Annotated in this window: 27 protein-coding genes; 15 read left to right on the forward strand and 12 right to left on the reverse strand. The window is 57.6% G+C overall.

From position 1 onward, the window contains the following. Positions 1–54 precede the first annotated feature (54 nt). The 7 genes from IM304_RS14535 to IM304_RS14565 all read left to right on the forward strand — a co-directional run bounded on the left by IM304_RS14535 (position 55) and on the right by IM304_RS14565 (position 4389). Positions 55–381 carry a DUF3561 family protein gene (locus tag IM304_RS14535; RefSeq protein WP_176609609.1) on the forward strand — a complete coding sequence of 109 codons (327 nt, stop codon included), beginning with the start codon at positions 55–57 and terminating at the stop codon, positions 379–381. Between the two features lie 79 nt (positions 382–460). Then, entirely contained in the window at positions 461–772 is a 312-nt protein-coding gene (ftsB, locus tag IM304_RS14540; protein WP_003862095.1) for a cell division protein FtsB, read from the forward strand. A gap of 19 nt (positions 773–791) precedes the next feature. Next, entirely contained in the window at positions 792–1502 is a 711-nt protein-coding gene (gene ispD / locus IM304_RS14545) for a 2-C-methyl-D-erythritol 4-phosphate cytidylyltransferase (protein WP_148421225.1), read from the forward strand. After that, complete coding sequence (ispF, locus tag IM304_RS14550) at positions 1502–1981, forward strand: 2-C-methyl-D-erythritol 2,4-cyclodiphosphate synthase (protein ID WP_006811766.1); 480 nt, start codon at positions 1502–1504, stop codon at positions 1979–1981. The genes ispD and ispF overlap by 1 nt, the downstream gene beginning before the upstream one ends. Beyond that, positions 1978–3027 carry a tRNA pseudouridine(13) synthase TruD gene (gene truD / locus IM304_RS14555; protein ID WP_193356087.1) on the forward strand — a complete coding sequence of 350 codons (1050 nt, stop codon included), beginning with the start codon at positions 1978–1980 and terminating at the stop codon, positions 3025–3027. Before ispF ends, truD begins: the two co-directional genes overlap by 4 nt. Further along, positions 3008–3769 carry a 5'/3'-nucleotidase SurE gene (gene surE / locus IM304_RS14560; RefSeq protein WP_193356086.1) on the forward strand — a complete coding sequence of 254 codons (762 nt, stop codon included), beginning with the start codon at positions 3008–3010 and terminating at the stop codon, positions 3767–3769. Before truD ends, surE begins: the two co-directional genes overlap by 20 nt. After that, a complete protein-coding gene (locus tag IM304_RS14565) occupies positions 3763–4389 on the forward strand; it encodes a protein-L-isoaspartate(D-aspartate) O-methyltransferase (RefSeq protein ID WP_148421232.1) in 627 nt (208 codons plus the stop codon). The genes surE and IM304_RS14565 overlap by 7 nt, the downstream gene beginning before the upstream one ends. 94 nt (positions 4390–4483) lie before the next feature. Here the strand turns inward: IM304_RS14565 and IM304_RS22295 are convergent, their stop codons facing one another. Beyond that, positions 4484–4624, reverse strand: a complete 141-nt coding sequence (locus tag IM304_RS22295) for a peptidase (protein WP_227009712.1) — start codon at positions 4622–4624, stop codon at positions 4484–4486. On the opposite strand from IM304_RS22295, the gene nlpD reads away from it, so the two are divergent. Together nlpD and rpoS are read left to right on the forward strand one after the other, a co-directional pair. Then, positions 4557–5630: a murein hydrolase activator NlpD gene (gene nlpD, locus IM304_RS14570; RefSeq protein ID WP_227009715.1), complete on the forward strand. Its 1074-nt coding sequence runs from the start codon at positions 4557–4559 to the stop codon at positions 5628–5630. The two genes, IM304_RS22295 and nlpD, sit on opposite strands and share 68 nt — an antisense overlap. 59 nt (positions 5631–5689) lie before the next feature. Continuing rightward, a complete protein-coding gene (gene rpoS / locus IM304_RS14575; protein WP_013098493.1) occupies positions 5690–6682 on the forward strand; it encodes an RNA polymerase sigma factor RpoS in 993 nt (330 codons plus the stop codon). Positions 6683–6734: 52 nt separating this feature from the next. Here rpoS and IM304_RS14580 read toward each other — a convergent pair whose 3' ends face one another. Beyond that, a complete protein-coding gene (locus tag IM304_RS14580) occupies positions 6735–7112 on the reverse strand; it encodes a DUF4440 domain-containing protein (protein WP_193356085.1) in 378 nt (125 codons plus the stop codon). Beyond that, positions 7109–7525, reverse strand: a complete 417-nt coding sequence (locus IM304_RS14585; RefSeq protein WP_148421238.1) for a MarR family winged helix-turn-helix transcriptional regulator — start codon at positions 7523–7525, stop codon at positions 7109–7111. The genes IM304_RS14580 and IM304_RS14585 overlap by 4 nt, the downstream gene beginning before the upstream one ends. Before the next feature lie 172 nt (positions 7526–7697). On the opposite strand from IM304_RS14585, the gene IM304_RS14590 reads away from it, so the two are divergent. From IM304_RS14590 to IM304_RS14600, 3 genes are read left to right on the forward strand one after another with little or no spacing between them, the layout of a single operon-like run. Continuing rightward, positions 7698–8300: a non-oxidative hydroxyarylic acid decarboxylases subunit B gene (locus IM304_RS14590; RefSeq protein WP_148421240.1), complete on the forward strand. Its 603-nt coding sequence runs from the start codon at positions 7698–7700 to the stop codon at positions 8298–8300. Next, positions 8290–9717 (forward strand): non-oxidative hydroxyarylic acid decarboxylases subunit C, encoded by a 1428-nt coding sequence (locus IM304_RS14595; RefSeq protein WP_193356084.1) that lies wholly within the window; start codon positions 8290–8292, stop codon positions 9715–9717. Before IM304_RS14590 ends, IM304_RS14595 begins: the two co-directional genes overlap by 11 nt. A gap of 10 nt (positions 9718–9727) precedes the next feature. Then, positions 9728–9949, forward strand: a complete 222-nt coding sequence (locus tag IM304_RS14600; RefSeq protein WP_193356083.1) for a non-oxidative hydroxyarylic acid decarboxylases subunit D — start codon at positions 9728–9730, stop codon at positions 9947–9949. Between the two features lie 82 nt (positions 9950–10031). Here IM304_RS14600 and mutS read toward each other — a convergent pair whose 3' ends face one another. Further along, a complete protein-coding gene (mutS, locus tag IM304_RS14605) occupies positions 10032–12593 on the reverse strand; it encodes a DNA mismatch repair protein MutS (protein ID WP_193356082.1) in 2562 nt (853 codons plus the stop codon). A gap of 505 nt (positions 12594–13098) precedes the next feature. On the opposite strand from mutS, the gene IM304_RS14610 reads away from it, so the two are divergent. Together IM304_RS14610 and IM304_RS14615 are read left to right on the forward strand one after the other, a co-directional pair. Then, positions 13099–13923: a transcriptional regulator gene (locus IM304_RS14610; RefSeq protein ID WP_193356081.1), complete on the forward strand. Its 825-nt coding sequence runs from the start codon at positions 13099–13101 to the stop codon at positions 13921–13923. Then, positions 13923–14405, forward strand: coding sequence for a hypothetical protein (locus IM304_RS14615; RefSeq protein WP_023314733.1), 483 nt, complete (start codon positions 13923–13925; stop codon positions 14403–14405). Before IM304_RS14610 ends, IM304_RS14615 begins: the two co-directional genes overlap by 1 nt. Here IM304_RS14615 and IM304_RS14620 read toward each other — a convergent pair. After that, the gene (locus IM304_RS14620) at positions 14390–14653 is read right to left on the reverse strand and encodes a SymE family type I addiction module toxin (protein ID WP_023314732.1); all 264 of its coding nucleotides are present in this window, start codon (positions 14651–14653) and stop codon (positions 14390–14392) included. The genes IM304_RS14615 and IM304_RS14620 overlap by 16 nt on opposite strands. A 173-nt stretch (positions 14654–14826) precedes the next feature. Here IM304_RS14620 and IM304_RS14625 point away from each other — a divergent pair, with 173 nt between their 5' ends. Next, a complete protein-coding gene (locus IM304_RS14625) occupies positions 14827–15171 on the forward strand; it encodes a nitrous oxide-stimulated promoter family protein (RefSeq protein ID WP_023314731.1) in 345 nt (114 codons plus the stop codon). Between the two features lie 5 nt (positions 15172–15176). Here IM304_RS14625 and IM304_RS14630 read toward each other — a convergent pair whose 3' ends face one another. The 7 genes from IM304_RS14630 to hypD all read right to left on the reverse strand — a co-directional run bounded on the left by IM304_RS14630 (position 15177) and on the right by hypD (position 23621). After that, positions 15177–16397 (reverse strand): MFS transporter, encoded by a 1221-nt coding sequence (locus IM304_RS14630; RefSeq protein WP_227009714.1) that lies wholly within the window; start codon positions 16395–16397, stop codon positions 15177–15179. Positions 16398–16411: 14 nt separating this feature from the next. After that, positions 16412–17173: an ABC transporter ATP-binding protein gene (locus IM304_RS14635; protein WP_193356080.1), complete on the reverse strand. Its 762-nt coding sequence runs from the start codon at positions 17171–17173 to the stop codon at positions 16412–16414. Then, positions 17173–18210 (reverse strand): iron ABC transporter permease, encoded by a 1038-nt coding sequence (locus IM304_RS14640; RefSeq protein WP_193356079.1) that lies wholly within the window; start codon positions 18208–18210, stop codon positions 17173–17175. The genes IM304_RS14635 and IM304_RS14640 overlap by 1 nt, the downstream gene beginning before the upstream one ends. Further along, on the reverse strand, positions 18210–19208 hold the full coding sequence (locus IM304_RS14645; protein WP_148421272.1) for an ABC transporter substrate-binding protein: 999 nt from the start codon (positions 19206–19208) through the stop codon (positions 18210–18212). Before IM304_RS14645 ends, IM304_RS14640 begins: the two co-directional genes overlap by 1 nt. Positions 19209–19357: 149 nt before the next feature. Beyond that, the gene (gene flhA / locus IM304_RS14650; RefSeq protein WP_176609624.1) at positions 19358–21430 is read right to left on the reverse strand and encodes a formate hydrogenlyase transcriptional activator FlhA; all 2073 of its coding nucleotides are present in this window, start codon (positions 21428–21430) and stop codon (positions 19358–19360) included. Between the two features lie 62 nt (positions 21431–21492). Next, entirely contained in the window at positions 21493–22503 is a 1011-nt protein-coding gene (gene hypE, locus IM304_RS14655; protein ID WP_148421276.1) for a hydrogenase expression/formation protein HypE, read from the reverse strand. Continuing rightward, positions 22500–23621 (reverse strand): hydrogenase formation protein HypD, encoded by a 1122-nt coding sequence (hypD, locus tag IM304_RS14660; protein ID WP_193356078.1) that lies wholly within the window; start codon positions 23619–23621, stop codon positions 22500–22502. The genes hypE and hypD overlap by 4 nt, the downstream gene beginning before the upstream one ends. Between the last annotated feature and the right edge of the window lie 3 nt (positions 23622–23624).

A 23624-nucleotide genomic window follows, 5' to 3' on the forward strand; every position in this document is an offset into this window, starting at 1 on the left:
GTATCGTTCGGGAGCTGTCTTCCCGAACGATGAGTCACGGTCACAGGATTAGCTATGCGCAACAGTGAAAACTACATGATTACCACCGGGTCGGAGCCGTTATCCGCCGACGACGAGACGACCTGGTCCTTCCCCGGGGCGATTGTCGGCTTCGCGGCGTGGTTAATGGCGCTGGGCATCCCGTTTTTACTCTACGGTGGTAACACCCTCTTCTTCTTCCTCTATACCTGGCCCTTCTTCCTGGCGCTGATGCCCGTTGCGGTCGTGGTAGGCGTTGCGCTGCACTCCCTGTTTAACGGCAGGCTCCTGTATAGTACGGTTATCACTATCGCCACCGTTGTGGTCATCTTCGGCCTGCTGTTTTTATGGCTGATGGGCTAACTTACGACATAATTAAAACCCCGCAGTAGAGTCCAGCGGAAAGTTATGGGATGATGATGCCGTTTTTTCAGGGGGCAGGATGGGTAAACTAACGCTGCTGTTGCTGGCTTTGCTGGTCTGGCTGCAATATTCGCTGTGGTTCGGTAAGAACGGGCTCCACGACTATAGCCGGGTAAGCGATGACGTCGCGGCACAGCAGGCAACAAACGCCAAACTTAAGGCGCGTAACGATCAACTTTTTGCTGAAATTGATGACCTCAATGGCGGCCAGGAGGCGATTGAGGAGCGCGCACGCAACGAACTCAGTATGACTAAGCCGGGCGAAACGTTTTATCGTCTGGTTCCGGATGCGTCTAAACGCAATCAGGGCTCCGCACAAAACAATCGATAATCAGGCCCAGGATTACGACATGGCAGCAACTTTTTCGGACGTCTGTGCCGTGGTGCCGGCCGCAGGTTTTGGCCGGCGCATGCAGACAGAATGTCCAAAGCAGTATCTCTCAATCGGTGATAAAACGATCCTCGAGCACGCCGTGGCGGCGCTGCTGGCGCATTCTCGGGTGAAGCACGTTGTTATTGCCATCAGCCCCGGCGACGCGCGTTTTGCGCAGCTTCCGCTGGCAAACCATCCTCAGATTACGGTTGTTGACGGCGGCACCGAGCGGGCCGACTCCGTTCTGGCGGGCATTCAGGCTGCCGGAAACGCGCAGTGGGTACTGGTTCACGATGCCGCGCGCCCCTGTCTGCATCATGACGATCTGTCGCGTCTGCTGGCGCTGAGCGAAACCAGCAAAGTGGGCGGCATTCTGGCGGCCCCGGTGCGTGACACCATGAAGCGTGGCGAACCGGGCAAGCCGGCGATCGCGCATACCGTCGAGCGCGTCGATTTATGGCACGCGCTGACGCCACAATTTTTCCCCCGCGAATTACTCCACGACTGCTTAACGCGTGCGCTTAAAGAAGGTGCGACCATTACGGACGAAGCCTCGGCGCTGGAGTATTGCGGTTTTCACCCCGAACTGGTTGAAGGGCGCGCTGATAATATAAAAGTGACGCGCCCGGAAGATTTACGGCTCGCGGAATTTTATCTTACCCGTACGACCCATCAGGAGAAGGCATAATGCGTATTGGACACGGTTTTGATGTACACGCCTTTGGAGGCGAAGGCCCAATTATCATTGGCGGCGTGCGCATTCCTTACGAAAAAGGTCTGCTGGCGCATTCTGATGGCGACGTAGCGCTGCATGCGCTCACCGACGCGCTGCTGGGCGCCGCCGCGCTGGGCGACATCGGCAAGCTGTTCCCGGACACCGATCCCGCTTTTAAGGGCGCAGACAGCCGCGAACTGCTGCGCGAAGCCTGGCGCCGTATTCAGGCCAAAGGCTACACCCTCGGCAACGTTGACGTGACGATTATCGCCCAGGCGCCGAAAATGCTGCCGCATATTCCGCAGATGCGCGTGTTTATCGCCGAAGATCTGGGCTGCCATATGGACGACGTTAACGTTAAAGCGACCACCACGGAGAAGCTGGGCTTTACCGGCCGCGGTGAAGGCATCGCCTGTGAAGCCGTGGCGCTGCTGGTAAAGGCGGCCAAATGACGGATTTCGACAATCTGACGTACCTGCACGGTAAGCCGCAGGGCAATGGCCTGCTGAAGGCCAGCCCGGAAGATTTCGTGGTGGTGGAAGATCTCGGATTTGAGCCAGACGGCGAAGGCGAGCACATCCTGGTGCGGATCCTGAAAAACGGCTGCAACACCCGGTTCGTGGCCGATGCGCTGGCAAAATTCCTCAAAATCCATGCTCGCGAGGTGAGCTTCGCCGGGCAGAAAGATAAGCACGCCGTCACCGAACAGTGGCTCTGCGCCCGCGTGCCCGGCAACGGGATGCCCGATTTGAGCCAGTTTGAGCTTGAGGGCTGTAAGGTGCTGGAGTTCGCCCGCCACAAGCGCAAGCTGCGCCTGGGCGCCCTGAAAGGCAACGCGTTTACCCTGGTGCTGCGCGAAGTAACCGACCGCGAAGACGTTGAAAAACGCCTGAAGGCTATCGGTGAACGCGGCGTGCCGAACTACTTTGGCGCGCAGCGCTTCGGCATCGCTGGCAGCAATTTGCAGGGCGCGCTGCGCTGGGCGCAAAGCGATGCGCCGGTGCGCGACAGGAATAAACGCAGTTTTTGGTTGTCGGCGGCCCGCAGCGCGTTGTTTAATCAGATGGTGAGCGAACGGCTGAAAAAACCGGACGCGAATCAAGTTGTTGTCGGCGATGCGCTACAATTAGCGGGACGCGGAAGCTGGTTTGTGGCAACGGCCGAAGAGATGGCCGATGTCCAGTCGCGCGTGGACGCTAAAGCGCTGATGATTACCGCAGCCCTGCCGGGCTCCGGCGACTGGGGAACCCAGGGCGAGGCGCTTGCCGCCGAGCAGTCAGCGGTGGCGGATGCGCCGGAATTACAATCCTTGCTGGTGCGGGAAAAGGTTGAGGCGGCACGCCGTGCGATGCTGCTCTACCCGCAACAGCTGAGCTGGAACTGGTGGGATGACGTAACCGTTGAGTTACGCTTCTGGCTGCCGGCAGGTAGCTTTGCCACCAGTGTTGTCAGGGAACTTATCAACACGTCGGGTGATTATGCGAATATTGCTGAGTAACGATGACGGGATCCACGCGCCAGGTATTCAGACGCTGGCGAAACACCTCCGCGACTTTGCGGACGTGCAGGTCGTGGCTCCCGATCGTAACCGCAGCGGCGCGTCTAACTCATTGACGCTGGAGTCTTCACTTCGCACCTTTACCTTTGAGAATGGCGATATTGCCGTGCAGATGGGGACGCCGACCGACTGCGTATTTCTGGGCGTGAATGCGCTGATGCGCCCGCGACCGGATGTTGTGGTCTCCGGCATCAATGCCGGACCAAATCTTGGCGATGATGTGATTTACTCTGGTACCGTGGCCGCGGCGATGGAAGGCCGTCACCTGGGGTTCCCGGCGCTGGCGGTCTCGCTAAACGGCCACACGCACTATGACACCGCCGCTGCGGTGACCTGCTCAATTCTCCGCGCGCTTGGCCGCGAGCCGCTGCGTACCGGACGCATCCTCAATATCAACGTGCCGGATCTCCCCCTGAATGAAATTAAGGGGATCCGCGTCACGCGCTGCGGCAGCCGCCATCCCGCCGATCAGGTCATTCCGCAGCAGGATCCGCGGGGCAACACCCTGTACTGGATCGGCCCTCCGGGAGAGAAATGCGATGCGGGGCCAGACACCGACTTCGCTGCGGTGGACGAAGGCTACGTTTCCGTTACGCCACTGCACGTGGATTTAACCGCCTATAGCGCGCATGATGTGGTGTCGGACTGGTTAGATCGGGTCGGAGTGAACGCGCAATGGTAAGTAAACGTGTACAAACTCTTCTGGAACAACTACGCGCTCAGGGGATCGCGAATGAGCAGGTGCTGAACGCGCTCGCTCAGGTTCCCCGTGAGAAGTTTGTAGATGAGGCGTTTGAACACAAAGCGTGGGAAAACGTGGCGCTGCCCATCGGGCAAGGCCAGACGATTTCGCAGCCCTACATGGTGGCGCGCATGACGGAGCTTCTGGAGCTAACGCCGGAATCCCGCGTGCTGGAAATTGGCACCGGTTCAGGCTATCAAACCGCGATCCTGGCCCATCTTGTGCACCATGTCTGTTCCGTTGAGCGGATTAAAGGCCTGCAGTGGCAGGCGCGTCGTCGCCTGAAACAGCTTGATTTACATAATGTATCGACACGTCACGGTGATGGATGGCAAGGTTGGCAGGCTCGCGCCCCGTTTGATGCCATCATCGTAACGGCTGCCCCACCTGAAATTCCCGTGGCGCTTCTGTCGCAGCTGGATGAAGGGGGGATCCTTGTTTTGCCCGTGGGGGATGAGCAGCAGCTTTTGAAGCGCGTTCGTCGACGCGGCGGCGAGTTTATTATCGATACCGTAGAAGCCGTGCGCTTTGTGCCCCTGGTTAAGGGCGAACTGGCCTGAGACTCGGATTTTTCCAGGGTTATTAAGGCAAATTCAGCGTATGGTGTGGCGCGATAGGTTCGTGCCATCACGGTTATTTTTAAGTCACTGGTAGTTAACACATTCCTGGGGGATAAATGAGCGCGGGAAGCCCAAAATTCACCATCAGCCGTGTTGCGGCATTATCACTGGTTTCGCTCTGGCTGGCAGGCTGTACAAGTTCGAATAACGCGCCTGCGCCCGTCAGTTCCGTCAATGGAACCAGCGGCTCGGGTAACACGTCCAGCGGAATGTTGATCACGCCTCCGCCTAAAATGGGGACGTCGGCGGCGCAGCAAACACCACAGATCCAGCCAGTTCAGCGTCCGGTCACGCAGCCTACACAGATTCAGCCAGTGGAACAGCCTGTTCAGACCGAAAATGGCCGCATAGTGTATAACCGCAAGTATGGGAACATTCCGAAAGGTAGCTATACCGGCGGCAGCACCTATACCGTGAAGCGCGGCGATACGCTGTTCTATATCGCCTGGATCACCGGGAACGATTTCCGCGATCTGGCACAGCGAAACAACGTCCAGGCCCCGTATGCTCTGGAAGTCGGGCAAACGCTTCAGGTTGGCAACGCAACGGGTACACCGCTCACGCCAGGGAACACCGTTTCGGCCGCTGACGTGACCGCGCAAAATAACAGCGTTACTCCTGCACAAAAAACCACCACGGCAGTTGCTTCACAACCTGTAATTACGTATTCTGAGGATTCAGGTGATCAGACTGCTAACAAAATGTTGCCGAATAATAAAGGTACTGCGACTGTTGTCACAGCACCGACTACGGCACCTGTGGTTAGCTCTACTGTACCGACTGCAAGCAGTCAGAATGCCAGCTCGTCAATTAACACCTGGCGCTGGCCAACTGACGGCAAGATTATCGAGAACTTCGCTACCTCTGAGGGTGGGAACAAAGGGATCGATATCGCAGGCAGTAAAGGACAGGCAATCATCGCGACCGCTGACGGACGCGTTGTCTATGCCGGTAACGCACTGCGCGGTTACGGTAATCTTATTATCATCAAACATAATGATGATTACCTGAGTGCCTACGCCCATAACGACACGATGCTGGTCCGGGAACAACAAGAAGTTAAGGCGGGGCAAAAAATCGCTACCATGGGTAGCACCGGAACCAGTTCTACACGCTTGCATTTTGAAATTCGTTACAAGGGGAAATCCGTAAACCCGCTGCAGTATTTACCGCAGCGATAAATTGACGGGGCATGCCAGCCAGGGTGTCTCGTTCAGGGATCACGGGTAGGAGCCACCTTATGAGTCAGAATACGCTGAAAGTTCATGATTTAAATGAAGACGCGGAATTTGATGAGAACGGAGCAGAGGCTTTTGACGAAAAAGCCTTAGTAGAAGAGGAACCCAGTGATAACGATTTAGCTGAAGAAGAGCTGTTATCGCAGGGTGCCACACAGCGTGTGCTGGACGCGACTCAGCTTTACCTTGGGGAGATTGGTTACTCCCCACTGCTAACGGCCGAAGAAGAAGTCTATTTCGCACGTCGTGCTTTGCGTGGTGATGTTGCCTCGCGTCGTCGCATGATCGAAAGTAACCTGCGACTGGTCGTGAAAATTGCCCGCCGTTACGGCAATCGTGGTCTGGCTCTGCTGGATCTGATTGAAGAGGGCAACTTAGGTCTCATCCGCGCAGTTGAGAAGTTTGACCCGGAACGCGGGTTCCGTTTCTCAACCTACGCGACCTGGTGGATTCGTCAGACCATCGAACGGGCAATTATGAACCAGACCCGTACGATTCGACTGCCGATTCACATCGTCAAAGAGTTGAATGTTTATCTGCGTACCGCGCGCGAGTTGTCCCATAAGCTGGACCACGAGCCAAGTGCGGAAGAAATTGCAGAGCAACTCGACAAACCGGTTGATGACGTAAGCCGCATGCTGCGTCTCAACGAGCGCATTACCTCAGTTGACACCCCTCTGGGTGGCGACTCCGAAAAAGCGCTGCTGGACATCCTGGCCGATGAAAAAGACAACGGCCCGGAGGACACCACGCAGGACGATGACATGAAACAGAGCATCGTCAAATGGCTGTTCGAACTGAACGCCAAACAGCGTGAAGTGCTGGCACGTCGTTTCGGTTTACTGGGGTATGAAGCTGCGACACTGGAAGACGTCGGCCGCGAAATTGGCCTGACCCGTGAACGTGTTCGTCAGATTCAGGTAGAAGGTCTGCGTCGCCTGCGTGAAATTTTGCAGGGGCAAGGTCTGAATATCGAAGCGCTGTTCCGCGAATAAGCAACCTTTCGTCAAAAAAGGCCCGTCGTGAGACGGGCCTTTTTCTTATGCGCTACGGCTGTGCCGTTTCATGCAGCAGACGCCAGGTTATCACAGCGCCTTCCTGATTAAGCACGGCGGTTGACCAGCGCACGTTTACCGGCTGATCCGGGCGGGTCTGCGTTTCACGGTAATGGAGTACCGCGCCGTTGTCCCAGGTTTGTCGCGTGGTTAGCTCGTCAATCACGATCTTCAGGCCGGGGCGGCTACCGCCCTGGCTCGTAAAGAAAGCCGCCAGCCCCGTGTAGTCCAGGTGAGCGCCGCCAGGCGTAACCATTAAAAAATCCTGCCGGAAACGGGCAAGCAGGGCGTCATAATCCCCTTCGCTGCGGCTTAACCAGCTTTCTATTGCGACGTGCGCGTCGATAATCTCTTTCTCAAAGTGGGTCACGGTTTCTCCTTCGTCATCATTTTGCCGATCAGGGCCGCAAACTGCTTGCGTTCATCAGCCGTCAGGCGTCCCAGGAACGCTTCATCCACGCCGTAACTTACCGGTTGGGAGCGTTCAAGCAGCGCCTCGCCTTCAGGGGTCAGAAAGACAAACCGGCGGCGTTTGTCCGCGGGATCGTGCTCGCGTTTTACCAGCCCACGCTTCTCCATGCGGCTAAGCATTTCCGCCAGCGTCGCTTTCGTGCTGACCGCCACTTCAGTTAACGCCACCTGTTCAATGCCCGGGTGCTCGGCAATTGAGCGCATAACCGCGTACTGCGGCTTGGTCAGCTCCGGTAAGGCATGCTGCCACTGCGCGGTATGCTGTTGAAAAAGCTGACGTAACAGGTGAAACGCTTCTTGTCTCAGTTCCATGAACGCTCCGGTGGAAAAATTCTCCCTCTATGATAGCCCCTATTGCGCCGGATTATAACGCGGCGATTTTTAGCAATTAGTGTGATCGTGTACGAACAATCTTGTCAGATAAACGTTGGGGGAGTACTTTAACGATAATGTTCGTGTACGAACAAATTCATTGAGGTGCTGAATGCGATTAATAGTGGGAATGACGGGGGCGACGGGCGCGCCGCTGGGCGTGGCGTTGCTGCAGGCGCTGCGGGAAATGCCGGAGGTCGAAACCCATCTGGTGATGTCGAAGTGGGCGAAAACAACCATTGAGCTGGAAACGCCGTTTACCGCGCAGGATGTTGCTGCCCTGGCAGACGTTGTCCACAGCCCGGCCGATCAGGCTGCCACCATTTCTTCCGGCTCGTTTCGCACCGACGGCATGATCGTTATCCCGTGCAGCATGAAAACGCTGGCGGGGATCCGCGCGGGCTATGCCGAAGGGCTGGTAGGCCGTGCGGCAGACGTTGTGCTGAAAGAGGGACGCAGGCTGGTGCTGGTCCCCCGCGAAACGCCGCTCAGCACTATTCATCTGGAGAATATGCTCGCGCTTTCCCGCATGGGCGTGGCGATGGTGCCGCCCATGCCTGCCTATTACAACCACCCGCAAACCGCTGATGACATCACCCAGCATATCGTGACCCGCGTTCTGGACCAGTTTGGTCTGGAACACAAAAAGGCGCGCCGCTGGAACGGTCTGCGGGAGGCAAAACATTTTTCACAGGAGAATCACGATGGCATTTGATGATTTGAGAAGCTTTCTGCAGGCCCTCGACGCGCAAGGGCAACTGCTGAAAATTGAGGAAGAGGTGAACGCCGAGCCGGATCTGGCGGCAGCCGCCAACGCGACCGGACGCATTGGCGAAGGGGCTCCCGCGCTGTGGTTTGACAACATCCGCGGGTTCACCGATGCCCGGGTAGTGATGAATACCATCGGCTCCTGGCAAAACCACGCCATCTCTCTGGGGCTGCCCCCAAACACGCCGGTGAAAAAGCAGATCGATGAATTTATCCAGCGCTGGGATAAATTCCCCGTTACGCCTGAGCGGCGTGCGAATCCGGCATGGGCGGAAAATACGGTGGACGGTGAAGATATCAACCTGTTCGATATTTTGCCCCTGTTCCGTCTGAACGACGGCGACGGCGGTTTTTATCTCGATAAAGCGTGCGTTGTCTCGCGCGATCCGCTCGACCCGGATAACTTTGGCAAGCAGAACGTCGGGATCTACCGCATGGAAGTGAAGGGCAAGCGCAAGCTCGGCCTGCAGCCGGTGCCGATGCACGATATCGCGCTGCATCTGCACAAGGCGGAAGAACGGGGCGAAGATCTGCCCATTGCCATTACGCTGGGTAACGATCCGATCATCACCCTGATGGGCGCCACGCCGCTGAAATACGATCAGTCCGAGTACGAAATGGCCGGCGCGTTACGCGAAAGCCCGTATCCGATTGCCACCGCGCCGCTCACCGGGTTCGACGTGCCGTGGGGGTCGGAAGTGATCCTGGAAGGGGTGATTGAGAGCAGAAAACGTGAAATTGAAGGGCCGTTCGGCGAGTTTACCGGGCACTATTCTGGTGGACGCAACATGACGGTCGTGCGCATTGATAAAGTCTCTTATCGCACCAAACCCATTTTCGAATCTCTCTACCTGGGGATGCCGTGGACCGAGATTGACTATCTGATGGGGCCGGCCACCTGCGTGCCGCTCTACCAGCAGCTGAAGGCGGAATTCCCGGAAGTGCAGGCGGTGAACGCCATGTACACCCACGGGCTGCTGGCGATCATCTCCACTAAAAAGCGTTACGGCGGGTTTGCCCGCGCCGTCGGGTTACGCGCCATGACCACGCCACACGGCCTGGGCTACGTGAAAATGGTGATCATGGTGGATGAAGATGTCGATCCGTTCAACCTGCCGCAGGTGATGTGGGCGCTGTCATCGAAGGTGAACCCGGCCGGGGATCTGGTGCAGTTGCCGAACATGTCGGTGCTGGAGCTTGACCCCGGATCCAGCCCGGCGGGGATCACTGACAAACTGATCGTTGATGCCACCACGCCCGTTGCCCCGGACAACCGTGGCCACTACAGCCAGCCGGTACAGGATCTCTCTGAAACCAAAGCCTGGGCCGAGAAGCTGACCGCGATGCTGGCGGCACGTCAATAAGGAGGAAAAGATGATTTGTCCACGTTGTGCCGATGAGCATATTGAAGTGATGGCAACATCACCGGTGAAGGGTGTCTGGACGGTATACCAGTGCCAGCGCTGTCTTTATACCTGGCGCGATACCGAGCCGCTGCGCCGCACCAGCCGGGAGCACTATCCCGAAGCGTTCCGCATGACGCAGAAGGATATTGACGAGGCGCCGCAGGTGCCAACGGTTCCACCGTTGTTATAAGCAAAACGGCAACTTACGTTGCCGTTTTCGTGCTTACACCCTCTTTCGTGGAAGAGGGATGGGTAATGGCGTCAGCGGAGCCTTAAACCAGGCTCTTCAACCGATAAATCCACTCCAGCGCCTGGCGCGGGGTGAGTGAATCCGGATCGAGGTTCTCCAGCGCTTCAACGGCCGGAGAGGTCTCTTCTGGCTGCGCCAGCAGCGACATCTGCGTGCCATCGATCTGTGTCGCAGCCGCATTCGGTGACAAGCTTTCCAGCTCGCGCAGCTTCTGACGCGCGCGTTTAATAACCTCTTTCGGCACGCCCGCCAGCGCGGCAACGGCCAGACCATAACTCTTGCTTGCCGCACCGTCCTGCACCGTGTGCATAAAGGCAATCGTATCGCCGTGCTCCAGCGCATCAAGGTGGACGTTAGCCACGCCTTCCATTTTCTCCGGAAGCTGCGTCAGTTCGAAGTAGTGGGTGGCGAAGAGGGTCAACGCTTTGATCTTATTCGCCAGACTTTCCGCACAGGCCCAGGCCAGAGACAGGCCGTCATAGGTAGAGGTACCGCGTCCCACTTCGTCCATCAGCACCAGGCTGTTCTCTGTCGCGTTATGCAGGATGTTGGCGGTTTCGGTCATCTCCACCATAAAGGTTGAGCGACCGCTTGCCAGATCGTCCGCCGCCCCCACGCGGGTGAAGATACGATCGATTGGCCCAATCTCCACCTTCTGTGCCGGAACGTAGCTGCCGATATAGGCGAGCAGGGCGATAAGCGCCGTCTGGCGCATATAGGTACTTTTACCGCCCATGTTAGGGCCGGTAATGATCAGCATTCTTCGCTGCGGTGAAAGGTTAAGCGGGTTGGCAATAAACGGTTCATTCAGTACCTGTTCAACCACCGGGTGTCGGCCTTCGGTAATGCGAATCCCGGGTTTGTCGGTAAAGGTCGGACAGGCGTAATTCAGCGTCTCGGCGCGTTCGGCCAGGTTCACCAGAACATCCAGCTCGGCCAGCGCGGCGGCACTAAGCTGCAGGTCCGCCAGGTGCGGCATCAGCATGTCGAACAGCTCGTCATACAGCTGTTTTTCCAGCGCCAGCGCTTTCCCTTTCGAGGTAAGCACTTTGTCCTCGTACTCTTTCAGTTCGGGGATAATGTAGCGCTCGGCATTTTTCAGCGTCTGGCGACGAACGTAGTGAATAGGCGCCAGGTGGCTCTGCCCGCGGCTGATTTGAATATAGTAGCCGTGCACCGCGTTATAGCCCACCTTCAGGGTGTCGAGCCCCAGACGCTCACGCTCGCGGATTTCCAGCTTATCCAGATAGTCCGTTGCGCCATCGGCCAGCGCGCGCCATTCGTCCAGCTCTTCGTTGTAGCCCGGAGCGATGACGCCGCCATCGCGCACCAGAACCGGAGGCGCGTCTATGATGGCGCGTTCAAGCAGTTCGCGAAGCTCGGTAAACTCGCCCATCGTCTCGCGCAGCTTCTGCACCGGCGCGCTGTCTACCTCGCCCAGCTGAGCGCGCAGTTCCGGCAGCTGCTGGAAAGCGTGGCGCATACGGGCCAGATCGCGCGGGCGCGCGGTGCGCAGCGCCAGGCGCGCCAGGATACGCTCAAGATCGCCCACCTGGCGCAGCACCGGCTGCAGCTCGGTATAACGATCCTGTAAAGCGGCGATGGTTTGCTGACGGCTGATAAGCGTTTCGGTATTGCGAACCGGCATATGCAGCCAGCGCTTAAGCATACGGCTGCCCATCGGGGTAACCGTGCTGTCGAGAACCGACGCCAGCGTGTTTTCAACGCCGCCAGCGAGGTTTTGCGTGATCTCAAGGTTACGGCGCGTGGCGGCATCCATGATGATGCTGTCCTGCTGGCGCTCCATGGTAATCGAACGGATATGGGGCAGGGCGGTACGCTGCGTATCTTTGACATACTGCAACAGGCAGCCCGCCGCACACAGCCCGCGCGGCGCGTTTTCCACGCCAAAGCCAATCAGGTCCCGCGTGCCGAATTGCAGGTTCAGCTGCTGGCGCGCGGTATCAATTTCGAACTCCCACAGCGGACGGCGGCGCAGGCCGCGGCGGCCTTCAATCAGAGCCATCTCCGCGAAATCCTCGGCGTATAGCAACTCTGCCGGGTTGGTGCGCTGAAGTTCGGCCGCCATGGTCTCACGGTCGGCAGGTTCACTCAGGCGAAAACGACCGGAGCTGATGTCCAGCGTGGCGTAGCCAAAGCCCTTGCCATCCTGCCAGAGCGCCGCCAGCAGGTTATCCTGGCGCTCCTGCAACAGGGCTTCATCGCTGATCGTACCCGGCGTGACGATGCGCACCACTTTGCGCTCAACCGGCCCTTTCGAGGTCGCCGGGTCGCCAATTTGTTCGCAGATGGCGACGGACTCGCCCTGATTCACCAGCTTCGCCAGGTAGTTTTCAACCGCGTGATGCGGAATGCCCGCCATGGGAATCGGCTCGCCTGCCGACGCACCGCGTTTCGTCAAGGAAATGTCGAGCAGCTGGGACGCGCGTTTCGCATCGTCATAAAATAGCTCGTAAAAATCGCCCATGCGGTAAAAGAGCAGGATTTCCGGATGCTGCGCTTTCAGCTTCAGGTATTGCTGCATCATTGGCGTGTGGGCGTCAAAATTCTCAAGTGTGCTCATAAAATCCTGGTGTCCATGTTCTTAAATTTCAATGAGTTGTATTTTTTTTGTTGTCTGGTTACATATCCGCTCATTGGAACTCATGAATCCTGCGTTTCATTCATCGATGTATGGCGACCATGATAACGAAGTCTGTATGGCAGGAAAACAGCAGGGAAGGGCTCATTCTGTAAAATGCGTACCTCATTCCATCCTTGTAGCTAATCCGGCACTCAAGGTGCTATCGCGCTGTACAGCGTTAATCCACGCATACATCGCATTTAGCGTCCGTTTCTCGTTATTACGTTCAGCCCGCGGGTGAATATACTTTAAAAAGAGGCCCGGCTATTAAATATTGCGATTTACTGTAAATCTGGTCCTTATCCGCGGCATTAATGTTCTGTCGGAACAGGTAAATGCGGAAGGAAAAAGTGATAACCCCCTGCTTTGACAAGGGTTGACCGCAGAGTATAATTACACTTCACCCCGGCAGTTAACTATTCTGTTTATCGTAAGCGAGCGGCATATGTTCTGGATAATTAACGATAAAATTAAATTTTGTCCAGAGAGAAATTTGCTGATTTCGTTGACCCGTCCTGACTTAAATGTAATTCTGACAACCCCTGCCAGCCGTTGTCTGAACCTTCTTTTAGAATCATTTCCAGAAGTCGTTACGCAGAAATACTTCTTTGATAAAGTCTGGGGCGAGGACGGCATGCTGGTTCCGGCAAATACGCTTTATCAGAATATCTCTATAATTCGACGCGGGCTCCGGACCACAGGAGAGACGGACGATACGCTGGTGGCGACGGTGCCGAGAAAAGGATTCCAGATAGAGAAAAATGTCAGGGTAACCCGCGTTGACACGGACTGTGTTGATGACGGAAAAAAAGCGGCAGCGACGGTAATGGAAACCTCTCCGGTTGAAACAAAGGATAAACCTGTCGAAAATATTCCCGTTATGCCGGGTGGAAAGAAAAAACAGCGTCAATTACGCCAGTATATTTTCCCGACAGCTTTAATGGTAATCGCGTTTTGCGCCGGTTTCTTTGCGTTTCAATACCTTTTACATGATAACCCGGAAAAAGATTTTTTCAGGGATTATCCAATTACTCTTACACAGAACGGCTGTCATTTTTCCTCGCAAAACGATGATATTCGTGGCGTCGGCAACTTCAGGCGATTTATAAAAATCATTTTAGACACGGGGCTTGATTGTAAAAAATATCCGTGGGTCTATTTTTCCTCATCCAGCCATGCTCCGGCGCTTTCCGTTCTTGCTTGCAGAGAACCCTTTGAAATAAAAGCAAATGCCGGATGTATTTCGCTCTATTTTAGAGGACATCTCTGATGACCAAAAAGGCAACCGTTCTGTTGTTTCTGGTATTCTTCCTCGCTGGCGCACTGGCCGCATGGCTATACCGTCTACACCAGCAAAACAGTGAAAATACGGAGGCCTGTTCAGCGTCAATCGTCGTCTATCATGAGGATATTCGCGCTAACCTGACGATGGACTTCATGTACACGATGAAGAAGCAGACTGGCGTCATTGCGCTAAGCGGAGCCTATTATAAAAATGACAAACTTGCCGGCGTTATCCGCAGAGATGTCTCCTATGTATGGACAGAAAATAAAGACTCATTCCATTTTACATCGGTAAATATACATGACATTAATGGTCAGCAAACCGCGCCAAATGAGATTATGAATGAAATTCTCCCAGACTTCTTTCTGTATCCGAAGAAAAACCTGAATTATTCCATTACGCAGCAGGGGCCCCGAGGGTTTATGTTTTCTGTCGGAAAACGCCCTATTTTTTACTGCTCTCGCTGAACGACATGGCCGGGATGTCCATCATCCGGCTCTTTAATGAGTTCGATAATTATCTTACCCGGCCCGACCTCCACCCGAACCTGCGAATGGGTTAAAAAGCCTGCTTTTTCGAGCCAGTCCCCTTTCAGATTCAGGGCTGCGTGTACGCTGTAACGCGTTGGGATCTTGGTTTTACGATCTTCATGACGCTTTCTGAAATAACCCACTTTTAAGTGACGATACGGTTTGGTGATAGCCATTCCTTGCATAGATCCTCCGGTAACTGTTGGCAACGTGTGTTCAGACTGCCTGTATAAAATAACAGTAAAAACGCGTCAGGAAAGAGCGAAGACTGGAAGGCGCCTTCAGAAAACAGAATGCAACGACTGAAATCCCTTTTTTAAAATGGTATTCTGAATGCGTGTTATTGAGGGGGATGAAAATGGCGGGGAAACGCATTGCGCGCGAAAAAGAGACGATCGCGAAAATGATCGCCCTGTATGAAAAAAACTGTCCGCAGGCGGTAAAGGATGAGGGCCATTATCAGGCGCTGAATGCCTACGCGGATAAGCGCCTGGATAAATGCGTCTTTGGTGAGGAAAAACCCGCCTGCAAACAGTGCCCGGTGCACTGCTATCAGCCCGCCAGGCGTGAGGAGATGAAGCAGGTGATGCGCTGGGCGGGGCCACGAATGCTATGGCGTCATCCGATTCTGACTCTTCGCCACCTTATCGACGATCGCCGTCCGGTTCCGGAACTGCCTGAAAAGTATCGACCCAAAAAATAGGCGCTTCAGCGCCGCAGCGGGCGGCAAATCACGCTCAGCGCGACCGCGCTGCACAGTGGAAACACCGCCAGCAGCAGCCACGGGTAAATGGCCTCCGTCGAGGGCACCAGCGCCTTGTCCAGCAGGCTGCCTAAACCTAAATTCCCCACCAGCACCGCGATGCCGCCGGCGGTTGAGAGTGCGCCATAGTGCGCTCCAAGCGTTGACTCCTCGGCAAAGCGCGGGATCAAATCTTTAGCCGACGGCACCAGCAGCATTTGTCCGAGCGTCAGCAGCGTGACAAGGCTTGCAGAGGGCAGCAGGCGCAGCCAGCTTTCCGGTGGCTCCGTCGCGGCAAAGAGCGCCACGCTTGCAAACGAGGCGGAAAGCAGCAAAAAGCCCACCGGTAAGATCCGGACCGCGCCGACGTTTCGGGCGAAACGGGCAAGGGGCAACTGCAGAACAATAATCAGCACCGAGGCCAGCATAAACAGCGGCCCCAGATCTTTTTCGTTCCCGCCGGCGCGCTGGATCTCCACCGGCAGCGCCAGATAGAGCTGGTTATAGCTTAACAGCCACGAACTGTAGGCGATGATAAAGGCGACGAAACGCGGCTGGCGGAACGTCGTCCACCAGGGCAGAATTTTCAGCGGCTTCGTGCTGTGGTGCGCAGCGGGCAGGCAGAAATAGAGCACCACGAGCGCAACGATAAATATTCCCGCCCCCGCGAGCGCAACCTGGCGGAAACCCAGCCCCGTCAGCAGCGCACCCATCACCGGGCCAAGCACGGCGCCGAGTTCCCCGCATACCGCAAACAGCGCAAACCACTCCGCGCGGCTGCGTTTACCCTTTGCCTCACTTTGCGTTCCCGCTTTTGCCAGCAGGGCCTCTATCGACGGTGAGAACAGCGCGCCGCCAACGCCCGTCAGACAGGCCCCCATAATGATGGGCCACAGGGATTGCCCAAAGGCCAGCAGTAAATACCCCACCACGCGGACGATGCAGCCGCTGAGGATTATGCTCTTCGCCCCAAACCGGTCTGAAAGCGCGCCGCCAACAATAAACATCCCCTGCTGGGAAAAGGTGCGCAGTCCAAGCACCAGCCCAATCAGCCCGCCGGAGAGCAGCATATCGTCACGCAAGAAGATCGCGAGGAAGGGGACGACCGCGTAAAAGCCAATGTTAAACACGAACTGGCTGCCCAGCAGAACGGGCGGCCATAGCGTGGTGGCAGTGCGAAGGGGCATCATTTTAATTCACCCTACACGATGAAATGTATGTGTTTTTTCCCGTGGAAAGGGGAGATCTCGATTTTGGTTTTGACTCTGAAGACGTCCCAGAGCAGCTCCTCGGATAAGATCTCCTGCGGGGTGCCTGTCGCCACGATTTGCCCTTTCTGCATCACGATCAGCGAATCGCAAAACATAGACGCGTGGTTGAGATCGTGAATGGCCACGATGCTGGTCACCGGCAGCTCGCTGATGAGATGCATAAGCTGTATCTGATGATGAATGTCCAGGTGGTTGGTCGGTTCATCCAGCAGGATTTCGGTTGGCGCTTGCGCCAGCGCGCGGGCGATATGCACCCGCTGACGCTCGCCGCCGGATAAGCTCAGCCAGCCCTGTTCGCTGCGGTCCAGCATATCCACGCGTTGCAGGGCGGCAGTGACGGTTTCGTCATCCTGCGCGCTCCAGTTTGAGAAGGGCGAATGGTGGGGAATACGCCCCAGCCTGACCACGTCACGCACGCGCATGTTGGCATCGGTCATCCCGTGCTGTTCAACAAACGCCACGCGGCGCGCCAGCTGCTTTTTGGCAATACGGGCAATGTCCTGCCCGTCCAGCGTGACGCGTCCGACATCCGGGCGACGCAGGCCCGCCAGAATGCGCAGCAGAGAGGATTTGCCGCAGCCGTTAGGACCAAGCAGACCCACCGTTTCGCCCCGGGAAACCGTCAGCGAAACATTATTCACAATGATCTTTTTACCTACCTTCCAGGTGATGTTGTCGGCGCAGATGCTCATTACTTATTCCTTGAGCGGTAGATAATAACGGCGAAAAACGGTACGCCAACCAGCGCGGTAACGACCCCAACCGGCAGACTTTGCGGTGCAATCAGCATCCGCGAGGCAATGTCGGCCAGCACCATCAGGATCGCCCCCGCCAGCGCGCTGGCAATCAGCAGCGTGCGGTGCAGCGGCCCGAAGAGAAAACGCATGACGTGCGGCACGACCAGCCCCACAAAACCAATCGAGCCCGCCATGCTGACGATGGTCGCGGTGATGAGGGCGGTGGTGGTAAATAAGGCCAGGCGCACCCAGGGCACCGCAATGCCCAACGAGGCGGCGGCATCATCACCAAAGGTAAAGGCGTCCAGCGCGCGGGAATAGTAAAGGCAGACGACAAGACCCGCCAGCACGACCACCAGCGCCAGCTGGAATTCCGGCCAGCGGACGCCGCTAAAGCTGCCCAGCAGCCAGAACATGACGTCGCGCGCCTGCTGCGCGCTGGCAGAGGTGCTGATGGTATAGGCGGTAATGGCGTTAAACAGCTGGGAAGCGGCCACGCCCGCCAGTATGGTGCGCTCATTGCCGCCGCGCGCGCCGTTCGTCAGGAAGGCGACGAAGGCAAAGGCCGCAAACGCGCCGGCAAACGCGCCCGCAGAGAGCGATACCGCTCCGGTGCCAAGACCCAGTACCACGACCGACACCGCCCCGGTTGAGGCCCCCGCCGACACGCCGAGCACGTAAGGTTCCGCCAGCGCGTTCTTCAGCAGGCTTTGCAGCACGGCTCCGCAAATGGCTAACCCGGCCCCGCAGCACGCGGCCACCAGCGCGCGGCTGAGGCGAAAGTCCCAGATGACGCTCTCATAGATGCGGTTGAGGGGAACGTCGGTCAGCCCCAGCTTGTTGCCGATGGCGTAAAACACGTTATTCAGCGGGATAGCGAGCTCACCGACGCTGACGCCGAGGGCGATGACAAGGAACAGCAGCGCCACGGCGAGCAGGCATGATGTGGTCAGGAGCACGCCCTGCCGCATCTGGAGTACGGCTGAGGACATCAGTTCAGTCCCAGCTTTCTGAGCTGTTCACCGACCTGCTCGGCGCCGTAAAGCGTGCGGATCGTCGGGTTCATGGCCTGGCCGTCCATCACCACAATGTGGCCCTTCTTCACCGCGTCCAGCTGGCTGACGGCAGGATCGCTTTTCAGGAATTTAATTTTTTCTTCGGCGCTGTCCAGCGCCCAGCGGTTACGATCGAGGCTTGAAACCACAATCACGTCCGGGTTAGCGGCAATAATGCTTTCCCAGCCCACGGTCGGCCATTCGGTCTCGGAGGTAATGGCGTTGTGGCCGCCCAGCACGTTAGCAATAAAGCCGGAGGCGCTGTTTTTACCGCCTACATAGGCGTCAGCCGAAGGCGAGGAGCTTGAGAACCAGAAAACAAAGGAGAGGTCTTTTTTGTTTTTGCCAAATTCCTGGCGCAGGTCCGCCTCACGCTTTTTAAAGTCGGCGATAACGGCCTGGCCGCGCGCTTCCACGTTGAAAATCTTAGCGAAATCTTCAATCTCTTTATAAAGGTAGGTCATGTCCCACAGCTTCTGGCGGCTGCCGTACATGTCGCCTGCGGCTTTTTTAGTGGCGCACATGCCCGGGGACAAGTAGCTGTTTACCCCAACGGTTGCCAGATCTTCACGCTTTGCGACCTTACTTTCAGGCCCGAGCAGCAGCGGTAGTTGTGCAGGTACAAAGTCAGGGTTTTGCGCAAGGATGGATTCCAGCGTAGGAATTTCAACGGTGAGCGTTTTGATTTTGGCGTTCTGCCCGGCCAGCTGCGGCAGCACTTTGGTCGGCCAGAAGGCGCTGGCTTTCACCTTATCTTCCAGACCCAGCAGCAGCAAAATCTCAACGGTGTTCTGCCCCAGGGCCACGACGCGCTCGGGCGCGCGGGTAAACGTCTCTTTATAGCCGCAGTTTTCAATGGTCAGTGGATACGTCGTTGCCAGAGCCGAGCTGACCGACGCAACCGCCAGGCCTAACGCGCAGAGAACCTTTTTCATTAAACGCTACCCTTCACAAGAATTGTTTGATGCAAATGAAACGCATTATTAAGGCGGAATTTTATACAGAGGAAAATATATTGTGTCAATGTGGGACAATTACGTAGGGTGATAAAAGGCGATGCCGGAAGGCACCGCCGGGACAGGGGCTAAGTGAGGCTCTCTTTATCAATTCCGAGCCGCTTCATGCGCGAGAGCAGGGTGGTGCGCTTCAGCCCGAGCCGTTGCGCCGCGCCTTTCGGCCCGGCCACCACGCCGTTGGTCTCCCTGAGCACGCGCAAAATGAGCTGATATTCATCCTCTCCCTCTTTCGCAACCTCGGTTGCGGCCACGGTCGTTTCCGCAAGAGAAACCTCCGGCAGGGACAGCTGAAGCACGTTCCCGCGCGTCAGCAGCACCGCGCGCTCGATGACGTTTTCCAGCTCGCGCACGTTGCCCGGCCACTCCATCGCCGAGAGGGTGCGTAGCGTTTCGGCAGGGATACTGTCGATGTTCCGCCCCATCCGGCGGGCAATCTTCGCGGTAAAGGCTTTCACCAGCAGCGGAATATCTTCCGGGCGCTCGCGCAGCGGCGGCAGGCAGATCGGGAACACGTTCAGGCGATAGTAGAGATCGCTTCTGAACTCACGATCTGCGACCATTTTTTTCAGATCGCGGTTGGTAGCGGCGATCAGGCGCACGTCGGTCTGGATCAGCTTGTTGCTGCCCAGACGCTCAAACTCCTGCTCCTGCAGCACGCGCAGCAGTTTGGGCTGGAGCTCCAGCGGCATATCGCCCACTTCGTCGAGGAACAAAGAGCTTTTATCCGCCAGCTCAAAACGGCCCAGCCGCTGGCTGCTGGCGCCGGTAAAGGCACCGCGTTCGTGGCCGAACAGGTCGCTTTCCAGTAAGCCAGCAGGCATCGCCGCGCAGTTCATCTTCACCATCCGGCGGCTGTTGCGGTTGCTCAGGTTGTGGATCGCCCGGGCAATCAGCTCTTTCCCGGTGCCGGTTTCGCCGAGGATCAGCACCGTGCTGTCGCTTTGCGCCACCATCTCCACCTGCTTGAGCACGCTGTACATGGCATCGCTGCGCCCGATGATTTCGCCAAACTCGCTGTCTACGTTGTTGAGCTGCTCGGTCAGCGCCAGGTTCTCGTCCACCAGCCGCTCCTTCAGGCGGTGGATCTCCTGATAGGCGAGGGCGTTATCCAGGGCAATGGAGATACGCTCGGCAATCTGGCGCAGCAGCTTGAGGTTGGCGGTGGTAAATACCGCCTCGTCGCACTGCGCCAGTTTGAGCACGCCGAGCATGGTGTTGCCGGACATCAGCGGCAGCAGGCACAGGGTCTGGATCTTATTGCCCCAGGTGTTGAACAGCATGCGCTCGTACGGCGCCAGCGGATCCTGCTCGCTGAGATTCAGCAGCAGGATCTCTTTGCTTTTAAATACCCGCTCAGAAAGGGTGCCCGCTTCGTCCACCTCGCTCTGCTCGTGCGCCGGATTAGCCTCATCGAGGTAGTGGGTGGAGTAAATGTTGAGCTTGCCTTTACGGTTCCCGCGCAGCGCAATGCTGATGGCGTCGATCTTGAAGTAGTGGTGGATCTCTTTGGCGACCTCGCTGACCAGCTCATCCATATCGAGCCGCGACAGAACGGCATTGGTGATCGCCACCAGAATGCGGAAGTTATCGCGCTCGCGGCTCAGCAGGTCGTAATCCACGTTATTGGTGACGCGGCTTTGGATCTGCTCGGCGACGACGGCCACAATCTGGGTAAAGGTATGCAGGCGCTCGTACTCCGCCTCGCTCCAGGGCTGGTCGGTATTGCGGATAAACTCGCAGCCGCCAAAAATATGCCCCTCCACCGCCAGCGGCAGCATGCTGTAGTGGCCGAACGGGTGGTAAAGGTTGCTCTCTGCAAGCTTAGGCCAGGCCTGGCGGAACTGGTCAAAGTTGCAGTGCAGGGCTTCCGGACGGGAGAGGATACGGCGCACCGGGCCGTGCGCCAGGAACGTTTCATCTTCATACTCGAAGACCTTGCCGTTATCACGCGTTGAGAAATAGCTCGCGCGCTGGGTTGCGCTATGCCAGAGCACAATGGCGGCACTGTCCGCCAGCGCGGATTGCCTGACCAGCCGCGTCAGGGCATCGCTCAGCGCGCCGAGATCGGGCTGTTGTAAAAGAGTGCGCGTGATGTCAAACAGGCCCTGCTGTCCAAGATCGCTCATCGGTGTGTACGGCATTGTTGCTTTCCAATAGAAACTGGCAAAAAGAGACGTTCGGCGCTGACCGCTATTGATGCGGTCTAGCAAATACGGGGTAACGGTTCAGCGTGCGGCAGATCCAGCGTGCGCTTCACGCCGTAAAGCCCGGTCAGGCGCACCCCTTTGCGCTCAACCACTTCACCTATGATGGCGGCCTCTTTCCCTGAAGGATGCGCACGCAGCTTCTCCAGCACGGCTTCGGCAGCCTGGCGCTCCACGCCGATCAGCAGCTTGCCCTCGTTGGCAAAGTTCAGCGGGTCGAGCCCCAGCAGTTCGCACAGGCCGCGAACGGCAGGCCTGACGGGCAGGCTGCGCTCGTTAAGCTCGATACCACAGCCACTGCTGGCGGCAAACTCATGCACCACGGCATTCACGCCGCCGCGGGTGGCATCGCGCAGCGCTTTCACGCCGGGAACGGTCCGCAGCGTCTGGATCAGCGGCGTGAGTACCGCGCAGTCGCTGCACAGCTCGCCGTCCAGCCCCAGGCCTTCGCGCAGGTTAAGGATCGTCGCGCCGTGACAGCCCAGCGTGCCGGTCACCAGCAGCACGTCGCCCGCGCTGAGCCGCTGCGCGCCCCAGTGAACGTCGGCGGGGATCGCCCCCATACCGGCGGTGTTGATGAACAGCTTATCAGCCGCGCCGCGCTGCACTACCTTGGTATCCCCGGTGACGATGGCGATACCCGCCTCGCGGGCGGTGTGCGCCATGCTGTTCACCACCGCCGCGAGCGTCTCCATCGCCAGACCTTCTTCGAGGATAAACCCGCAGGAGAGGTAGCGGGGGATCGCCCCGCTGACGGCCACGTCGTTGGCCGTGCCGCAGACGGCGAGCTTGCCGATATCGCCGCCCGGGAAGAACAGCGGATCAATCACGTAGCTGTCGGTGGAGAACGCCAGCCGGTCGCCCTGGGCGGTGAGCGTTGAGAGCGCGATGCGCGCCTGATCCTCCTGCTCGGCGAGCCAGGGGTTATTAAAGGCTTCCATGAACAGCCGGTTAATCAGCTGCTGCATCGCTTGTCCACCGCTTCCGTGCGCCATTTCCACCGTGTTCATGCTTCACACTCCTGGTTGCGATATTGATACCACGCGGCGCATGCCCCTTCGGAGGAGACCATCAGCGCGCCAAACGCGGTTTGCGGGTTACAGGCGTTGCCGAATAACGGGCAGTGATGAGGTTTGCACCTGCCGGTGAGCACGTCGCCGCAGCGGGCGCGGGGATCGTCACACACCTGCTGCGGGCGCGGGCGGAAGTGCGTTTCGGCATCAAAGGCGTGATACGCGGGCGTCAGGCGCACGCCGGAGTTGGCAATCAGCCCCAGCCCGCGCCACTCGCTGTCGCCCTCAACGCTAAACGCGTCGGCTATTGCCCGCTGCGCCCGTATATTTCCCGCATCGGGCACCACGCGGCGATACTGATTTTCTACCGCGCTCAGGGCTGCTATTTTCTGCTCAACCAGCATGGTCACGCCTTGCAGTAGATCAAGCGGTTCGAAACCAGCCACCACTAACGGACGATTGTACCGTTCGGCGATAAAACCGTAGGCTTCTGTGCCAATCACCATGCTGACGTGGCCCGGGGCCAGAAACGCGTCAATGCCGTTATCCGGCGCCTCCAGCAGGCTGCGCAGCGTGGGGATGAGGGTGATGTGCTGACAGAAAAAGAAAAAGTTAGTGACGTGGCGGGCCTTCGCCTGCTGAAGGGTGATGGCGGTGGCGGGCATGGTGGTTTCAAAACCCAGCCCGAAGAAGACGACCTTGCGGTCGGGGTTATTCATGGCAAGCGTCAGGGCGTCCATCGGCGAGTAGACGATCCGCACGTCCGCGCCGCGCGCCTTCGCCTGGAGCAGCGAGCCATTTTTCCCCGGTACCCGCATGGCGTCGCCAAAGGTGCAAAAAATCACGCCGGGCCGGCTGGCGATGTCGATACAGCTGTCGATGCGGCCCATCGGCAGAACGCACACCGGGCAGCCGGGGCCGTGGATAAACTCGATATTCTCCGGCAGCAGCTGGTCGAGGCCAAATTTAAAGATGGCGTGCGTATGTCCGCCGCACACCTCCATGATCCGCAGCGGCCTCTCCCGGGTGTAGTTCAGCAGCGCCGCGCGCGCTTTCAGGCGCTCGATAAGCTGTAGCACCTGCTCCGGCGAGCGGTATTCATCAACGTATCGCATATG

Source organism: Enterobacter cloacae complex sp. P40C2 (assembly GCF_014930695.1).
GTDB classification, from domain to species: Bacteria; Pseudomonadota; Gammaproteobacteria; order Enterobacterales; family Enterobacteriaceae; genus Enterobacter; species Enterobacter pasteurii.

Bases quoted from the DNA above. Each gene is read 5' to 3' on its own strand.
- IM304_RS14535 (WP_176609609.1), top strand. From the start codon at position 55: ATGCGCAACAGTGAAAACTACATGATTACCACCGGGTCGGAGCCGTTA.
- ftsB (WP_003862095.1), top strand. From the start codon at position 461: ATGGGTAAACTAACGCTGCTGTTGCTGGCTTTGCTGGTCTGGCTGCAA.
- ispD (WP_148421225.1), top strand. From the start codon at position 792: ATGGCAGCAACTTTTTCGGACGTCTGTGCCGTGGTGCCGGCCGCAGGT.
- ispF (WP_006811766.1), top strand. From the start codon at position 1,502: ATGCGTATTGGACACGGTTTTGATGTACACGCCTTTGGAGGCGAAGGC.
- truD (WP_193356087.1), top strand. From the start codon at position 1,978: ATGACGGATTTCGACAATCTGACGTACCTGCACGGTAAGCCGCAGGGC.
- surE (WP_193356086.1), top strand. From the start codon at position 3,008: ATGCGAATATTGCTGAGTAACGATGACGGGATCCACGCGCCAGGTATT.
- IM304_RS14565 (WP_148421232.1), top strand. From the start codon at position 3,763: ATGGTAAGTAAACGTGTACAAACTCTTCTGGAACAACTACGCGCTCAG.
- rpoS (WP_013098493.1), top strand. From the start codon at position 5,690: ATGAGTCAGAATACGCTGAAAGTTCATGATTTAAATGAAGACGCGGAA.
- IM304_RS14585 (WP_148421238.1), bottom strand. From the start codon at position 7,525: ATGGAACTGAGACAAGAAGCGTTTCACCTGTTACGTCAGCTTTTTCAA.
- IM304_RS14590 (WP_148421240.1), top strand. From the start codon at position 7,698: ATGCGATTAATAGTGGGAATGACGGGGGCGACGGGCGCGCCGCTGGGC.
- IM304_RS14595 (WP_193356084.1), top strand. From the start codon at position 8,290: ATGGCATTTGATGATTTGAGAAGCTTTCTGCAGGCCCTCGACGCGCAA.
- IM304_RS14600 (WP_193356083.1), top strand. From the start codon at position 9,728: ATGATTTGTCCACGTTGTGCCGATGAGCATATTGAAGTGATGGCAACA.
- mutS (WP_193356082.1), bottom strand. From the start codon at position 12,593: ATGAGCACACTTGAGAATTTTGACGCCCACACGCCAATGATGCAGCAA.
- IM304_RS14610 (WP_193356081.1), top strand. From the start codon at position 13,099: ATGTTCTGGATAATTAACGATAAAATTAAATTTTGTCCAGAGAGAAAT.
- IM304_RS14615 (WP_023314733.1), top strand. From the start codon at position 13,923: ATGACCAAAAAGGCAACCGTTCTGTTGTTTCTGGTATTCTTCCTCGCT.
- IM304_RS14620 (WP_023314732.1), bottom strand. From the start codon at position 14,653: ATGCAAGGAATGGCTATCACCAAACCGTATCGTCACTTAAAAGTGGGT.
- IM304_RS14625 (WP_023314731.1), top strand. From the start codon at position 14,827: ATGGCGGGGAAACGCATTGCGCGCGAAAAAGAGACGATCGCGAAAATG.
- IM304_RS14630 (WP_227009714.1), bottom strand. From the start codon at position 16,397: ATGCCCCTTCGCACTGCCACCACGCTATGGCCGCCCGTTCTGCTGGGC.
- IM304_RS14635 (WP_193356080.1), bottom strand. From the start codon at position 17,173: ATGAGCATCTGCGCCGACAACATCACCTGGAAGGTAGGTAAAAAGATC.
- IM304_RS14640 (WP_193356079.1), bottom strand. From the start codon at position 18,210: ATGTCCTCAGCCGTACTCCAGATGCGGCAGGGCGTGCTCCTGACCACA.
- IM304_RS14645 (WP_148421272.1), bottom strand. From the start codon at position 19,208: ATGAAAAAGGTTCTCTGCGCGTTAGGCCTGGCGGTTGCGTCGGTCAGC.
- flhA (WP_176609624.1), bottom strand. From the start codon at position 21,430: ATGCCGTACACACCGATGAGCGATCTTGGACAGCAGGGCCTGTTTGAC.
- hypE (WP_148421276.1), bottom strand. From the start codon at position 22,503: ATGAACACGGTGGAAATGGCGCACGGAAGCGGTGGACAAGCGATGCAG.
- hypD (WP_193356078.1), bottom strand. From the start codon at position 23,621: ATGCGATACGTTGATGAATACCGCTCGCCGGAGCAGGTGCTACAGCTT.